Annotated in this window: 4 protein-coding genes; 2 read left to right on the top strand and 2 right to left on the bottom strand. The window is 68.5% G+C overall.

Going from position 1 to position 4,749, the window contains the following annotated elements:
• Positions 1 to 543, bottom strand: a 543-nt coding sequence (locus ACWDOP_RS38900; protein ID WP_456349079.1) for a Rieske (2Fe-2S) protein, incomplete at its 3' end; no start/stop codon positions are given.
• Positions 544 to 658: 115 nt separating this feature from the next.
• On the opposite strand from ACWDOP_RS38900, the gene ACWDOP_RS38895 reads away from it, so the two are divergent.
• Positions 659 to 1,312 carry a TetR/AcrR family transcriptional regulator gene (locus tag ACWDOP_RS38895; protein WP_456349078.1) on the top strand — a complete coding sequence of 218 codons (654 nt, stop codon included), beginning with the start codon at positions 659 to 661 and terminating at the stop codon, positions 1,310 to 1,312.
• A gap of 76 nt (positions 1,313 to 1,388) precedes the next feature.
• The gene (locus ACWDOP_RS38890; protein ID WP_456349077.1) at positions 1,389 to 2,129 is read left to right on the top strand and encodes a glucose 1-dehydrogenase; all 741 of its coding nucleotides are present in this window, start codon (positions 1,389 to 1,391) and stop codon (positions 2,127 to 2,129) included.
• A gap of 13 nt (positions 2,130 to 2,142) precedes the next feature.
• Here the strand turns inward: ACWDOP_RS38890 and ACWDOP_RS38885 are convergent.
• A partial coding sequence (locus ACWDOP_RS38885; RefSeq protein ID WP_456349076.1) for a hypothetical protein occupies positions 2,143 to 4,749 on the bottom strand: 2,607 nt, incomplete at its 5' end.

Raw genomic sequence — 4,749 nt, 5'->3', positions numbered from 1 at the left:
GTGGACCACGTGCGCCGCCTGGTGGACGATCCGCGCCTGCGGGAGCGGACCGCCGCCGCGGCACAGCGCAGTGTGCGCGACCGATCCTGGTCCGCGCACCGGCGGGTAGTAGTCTGCGGCGCTCTTGCCGTCGTCGAACGCGGTGAAGATGTCCGGTACGTCGAAATACGGTGCGCGCCCGTCGATGTCGAACCACATCCACACCGCCTCGTTGCGCTCCACCGCCGGGTAGGAGCGGATTCGGCGGCCGCGGTTCGGGTGCTTCTCGTACGGGACGCACACGTTGCGGCCCTCGCGATTCCACTCCCAGCCGTGGAACGGGCACACGATGTTCTCTCCGTCCACGCGCCCGCCGTAGCCCAGGTGCGCGCCCAAATGCTCACAGTAGGCGTCGAATACGGCGATACTGCCCGAGGCCGAGCGCCAGGCGACGAGCTCGCGGCCGAAGTACTTCATCGTGTGCACCGCGCCGAGGGCGATCTCGGCACTCCAGGCGACTTGAAACCATCCCGTCGGTTCCATCGACAGGGGTGTTCTTGCCATTCGATCCTCCACGCCATCGAGGGCTGTGCGCAGGGGCGCGGATCGGTGGATCACACGCTCGGCGATCCGAGAATAGAACCCTCTGTGAAACAATACAAGAGGGTTCTTTGAAACTATGTCACCCAGCTCAGCGCGGGTATCATCGGTCCCCGTGACGGATCTGGCGGTAACCGGGAGGCGGGTGAACAAGCGCGGCGCGCAGTCGCGCGAGTCCATGCTCGAGGCGGCGATCACCTCGCTGGCCACCGGCGATCCCGCCGCGGTGTCGGGCAATCGCATCGCCCGCGACATCGGGGCGACCTGGGGCGTGGTCAAGTACCAGTTCGGCGATATCGACGGACTGTGGGCCGCGGTCCTGCGGTACACCGCCGACAAGCGCGGCGACATGCCCGCCAGCGTCAAGATCGATGGCACACTGCGCGAACGCGTTTCGGCGCTCATCCACGCGATGGCGGCGGGCCTGCGCCGGCCCGAATCCCTGGCGATCGAGACCCTGCGCGCCGCGCTGCCGCGCGATCACGCCGAACTCGAACACGACTATCCCCGCACCGCGGCCGAGCTCGCCTCGTGGAAACCGCACTGGGACACCGCGTGTGAGCGCGCCTTCGCCGACCTGAACCTCGACCGGGTCAAGATCCGGCACGTGGCCGCGCTCATTCCCGCCGCGATGCGCGGCATCACCTCCGAACGCACCCTGGGCACCTACGGGGATCTGGACGACGCCCTGGCCGGGCTCATCGGCGGCATCGCGGCCTACCTCGAGTCCTGATCCGCCCGGACGGTACCCGAGCATATTTCCGGACACTAGTCTGGAAACTATTCCAATCGCGTGTTAGCGTCGCCGCATGGGACGTGTAGATGGCAAAGTCGCCCTCATCAGTGGCGGCGCGCGCGGGATGGGCGCGGCACACGCGCAACTGCTGGTCGCCGAGGGCGCGAAGGTCGTGATCGGCGACATTCTCGACGACGAGGGCAAGGCGCTGGCCGATTCGCTCGGCGACGCCGCGCGCTACGTGCACCTGGACGTGACGGACCCCGACCAGTGGACGGCTGCGGTCACCGAGGCCCAGACCGCCTTCGGCAAGCTGAATGTCCTGGTGAACAACGCGGGCATCGTCAACGGCGGTCCGCTGCACAAGTTCGATCTGGACAAGTGGCGCACCATCATCGACGTCAACCTGACCGGAACGTTCCTGGGCATGCGCGCGGCGGTCAAGCCGATGATCGCCGCCGGCGGTGGCTCGATCATCAACGTCTCCTCGATCGAGGGCCTGCGCGGCGCGCCCTGGGCGCACGGCTACGTGGCCTCCAAGTGGGCGGTGCGCGGCCTGGCCAAGTCCGCCGCCCTGGAGTTGGCGGCGCACAACATTCGCGTGAATTCGCTGCACCCCGGCCTGATCCGCACACCCATGACGACGGACATCCCCGACGATCTGGTGACGATCCCGCTGGGCCGCCCCGCCCAGTCCTCGGAGGTGGCGACGTTCGTGCTGTTCCTGGCCAGCGACGAGTCCTCCTACGCCACCGGCTCGGAGTTCGTCGTGGACGGCGGTCTGGTCGCGGCGGTTCCGCACAAGACGTCCTGACCCGCTGTCCCGATCATCGGCCGGCCGCGGCGGCGAGCCGGTCGGTGATCATGGGAATTCGGGCCCGGGCGCCCTCGCGGACCCGATGTGCGGTGGCCGTCCGGCTGATGGATGTGAGGGCGTGCAGGGCGGCGTCGGTGCCGATGGTGACGAAGATGTCGAGCGCGTTTACCGACCGCGCGTTCGCCTGCCTGTCGTGTATATCGGTCAGCAGCGATCGCACCGTGTGATCGTCGCCGAGTACACCCACCGCCTCGTAGATCCAGGCGTGCTTCGTGGGACCGCCTGCCCGCCACCATTGCTGGTAGAGCGCCCAGCCGAAGTCGGCGAGTGACCGGGCGTCGCATTCCTGTTCGACCGCCGCCAATCCGACGTAGGGTATGCCGGGCTCCGACAGTTGCAGCATGGTGATCACGTGCGCGGTGGCGGTCGCAGCCAGCGCTATTCCGCTGGCGCGCAGGGTGATCGGGGGAAGCGCTGCGGCGTTCACCCAGTCCGGCACCGCCGGTATCCGGGCGGGCAGGGCTGTGGCTGGATCGGTGGCCAGCACGGCCTCGGTCGCCTCCGTCGCAGCTGCTCCGTATTCTGCGGCGGCCGAACGGATTTCATCGGAATAGCCGAGCTCGGCGAGGATGCGTAGGGTCCGGCCGCGTGCCTCGCGTTCCTTGGCGTTCTTGCCGACCGCTCCGGGGATCAGCACGCGCGCGGCGTAGGTGGCGTGGCGGTGCATATAGAGTTCGCCCATCGCACGCATCGTGCTCCGCTCGAGCCACTGCGCGGCCACGGCGACCGCCTCGGGACTCTCGTAGGCGAGGACGAGATCGGCATAGTCGCGCCCCCGCTTGCGCGCCGTGGCCAGGGCCAGCGGCTGGGCCTCGGCCTCGTACGTGGCGATGAGAGCCCGCAGCGGCTCGTTGCGCGACGAGAACACGCGCAGCCACCCGCCGGGCAGCAGCGGGCGGGCGAATTCGGGTCCGGCGAAGAGCATTTCGACGATGTGGTGCATCATCAGACCGTTGGCTGCCATGACGTCGATGGTCATCTGCGGCCGGAGGTCGGGCTTCGGCTCGTAGCGGCTCAGGTCCACATCCGCCAGCCATCGTTCGCGTTCTCCCGGCAGCCACACACAGCGAATGCCGGTGGGAGCTCGCAGGGCGAGCACGGTCGGCTCGGGTTGGGCACACAGCCACGGCGGCGTTCGCAGGATCTCCGGCAGCGCGTCCTCTGCGACCGTGACGGCCGGGGCCAGAGCCGCGTTGATCAGCCGGGCGGTCGCCGCCGGTAGCAGCGGCAACTGCTCGCGAGCCAGATCGGGGCGATCGTCGATGAGCGCGCACAGTGTATCGGCGTTGCGAGTCGGATCGAGCACGCGCAGGGCGCGACGGGGGAAGCGAATCGTGGCCTGCCGCAGGGCCTTCACCGCCACCGGCATCTCCGGTCGGTCCGCGAGCGCCGCGAGCGCCGCGTCCGTAGGTATGACAGCGAGCACGCCGGCCAGGGGCACCTGGAGCTTGCGCTCGCGCACGTTGGGATGATCGAGCCACTCGGCCAGCAGCGGCACCACATCGAAACCAACGGCATCGACCAGGGTGATGATCTGGCCCGGGCTGTAGAGCGCCACACCGGGATCGGGAGAAAGTCCGCCCAGGACCCGGCCCAGCGTAATCACCTGGTCGACCGAATTCACCGCGTCGACCAGGACGCTGGCGAGGGCGTAGAGCTCCCGGTCCCGGCACACGGTGATCGCGTCGGACACCCAGTCCTCGCGCCAGGGCAGCAGTACCGCCGCGACGGCGCGATAGGTGCCGTGCGGATCGTCCGCGCGATAGCGCTCGATGATTTCGATGACGCCGTCCAGCGCAGTATCCCCGGAAGCATAGGCCGCCAGTCGATTACGGAGCGGAGCGAGAACACGTCGCAGTTTCGCGATCGACTCGTCGTAGCGGCGCTCGAACGTCTGCCACGACAGCGGAGGCGCCACCGAGAGCAGCACCGTCTCGACGACGAACTCGAGACCGCGCTCGTGGAACCAATGCTCGATCAGCCCAAGGCTTCTCGCTTCGGCAGCTCGGCGCTCCTTGGCGTCATACGCCAAAGTCGCGCGATCCAGGATCACCGCCGCCACCTCGGCGGGCACCTGACCGATCGGGCCCGGCTGCTCGGGCAACCCGCGCCCGCCATCAACGGGCAGCCGGATCTCCAGCCATTCGACCGCCCCGGTGTAGTACTCCGTGCAGGACTCCGCCTGCCGCGCAGCCTCTTCGGGCGAGAGTCGCACGCCCGGAACTTCCAGTAGCCCGTCCTGTCTGTGTAGCAGCTCGCGCCGCTGCGCCGGTGTCGGATCGAAAACATCCTCGGACGCCGCACTGACCTCCCCGACGGTCCGGCGTCGCGATTGTGTACCCATGAAACCCCGTTTTTCCGCGTTTGTGATTCGGCCCAGACTGTAAGCAGCTGTGCCGACAGAGACACCCGGTCGGGATGTGGCTCGCACACCGAGTGCGAGCCACAGGTGTGAGCCGGGGGCGGCCGAGGTGCCCTCGTTGCCCTTGGCGCCTTCACCGACGCCGCCGGTGAACGCCTTGCCGGCGCCCTTGCCCCACGCGCCGTCCGAGGCCGC

Source organism: Nocardia sp. NPDC003693, from assembly GCF_053981095.1.
This window is presented reverse-complemented; position numbering and strand designations above follow the sequence as displayed.